Origin of the sequence: Mycoplasma sp. HS2188 (genome assembly GCF_025209835.1) — a bacterium.
Taxonomy (GTDB): Bacteria; Bacillota_I; Bacilli_A; order Mycoplasmatales; family Metamycoplasmataceae; genus Mycoplasmopsis.
In genome coordinates this window covers 1-903 of sequence record NZ_JAOAOI010000043.1, presented here as the reverse complement: position 1 = coordinate 903, position 903 = coordinate 1, and the positions used below count along the sequence as shown (strand labels likewise).

3 protein-coding genes are annotated in these 903 nt (G+C 28.3%); all 3 read left to right on the top strand.

Features of this window, described 5'->3' with window-relative positions:
* Positions 1-58 precede the first annotated feature (58 nt).
* Positions 59-244 carry a hypothetical protein gene (locus N1F73_RS03705; RefSeq protein ID WP_216567847.1) on the top strand — a complete coding sequence of 62 codons (186 nt, stop codon included), beginning with the start codon at positions 59-61 and terminating at the stop codon, positions 242-244.
* 81 nt (positions 245-325) lie between these two features.
* Positions 326-547 carry a hypothetical protein gene (locus N1F73_RS03700; RefSeq protein WP_260360159.1) on the top strand — a complete coding sequence of 74 codons (222 nt, stop codon included), beginning with the start codon at positions 326-328 and terminating at the stop codon, positions 545-547.
* Positions 548-562: 15 nt separating this feature from the next.
* Positions 563-903 (top strand): hypothetical protein (locus N1F73_RS03695; RefSeq protein WP_260360158.1); only part of this gene is annotated, 341 nt, incomplete at its 3' end.

The following is a 903-nucleotide window of genomic DNA, read 5'->3' as shown; positions in this document are numbered from 1 at the left end:
AAGATTATTAATTTATTTAATGATAAATTTGGTTGAAAATATAAAAGATAGGAGTAGGATGCCAGAGAAAAAGCATGTGGTTTATGACCACGAAGAATATATGAGATGTTTGAAAGAGGACATCGCCAGAGATTATGGTTTATCAATGGAAGAATTTAATTTATTAGATGATTTTAGTCCCGAAGCTAAAAAACTATATGATGATCTAATTGAGAAAGTTCATGCAAAAATAAAATCAAAATAAAAATACGTAAAGTTAAACGCCAATTTACGATCTAAGTTGTTTAGATTGTTTGTTGGCGTTTTTTTTGATTAAAGGAGGTATATGGAAGGATCGTTTGTCATTGCTGGCATTGAGTTTTTGGCGATTGTTTTAATTTTGATGATAGTGGTGCTGGTTAGAGGTTATAAAGAGTGTTTTGCTCGTGATAAGAAGTTAAGACAAAAAGCACGGTCTAATCAAAAGGAATGAAAGTATTTAGTGTCTGGCGTTGTTGTGAGTGTTTTAGGAATATGAACAATGGTGACGTATTTTATTGTGAAATAAGGTCAGGAGGGAATATTGGGAGGAGTTGAAAGTCAATTAGTTAGTGATTTGGAGTATGAAAATATAAAAAATAAAATTGAGTATTTAAAACTAGCTAAAAAAACATTTGTTTATCTGTGGTTGTGATTATTGGCTTTATTTGGCTTATTTACAACTTTATTAGTGTTTTTAATAAAAAAATCTTTTAATCAGAGAATATTGGATTATGAAACTTATATGTTGATTGGTGGTGGCTTTTTAATTGTGTTTATTATTTTCGCAATACTATTTTTAATCGATATTTTAGTAATTTCAGGAAAGCAAAATAAAGTAATTTTAGAAATGAGCGGAAATAATAAATATAAACTTAAACAATT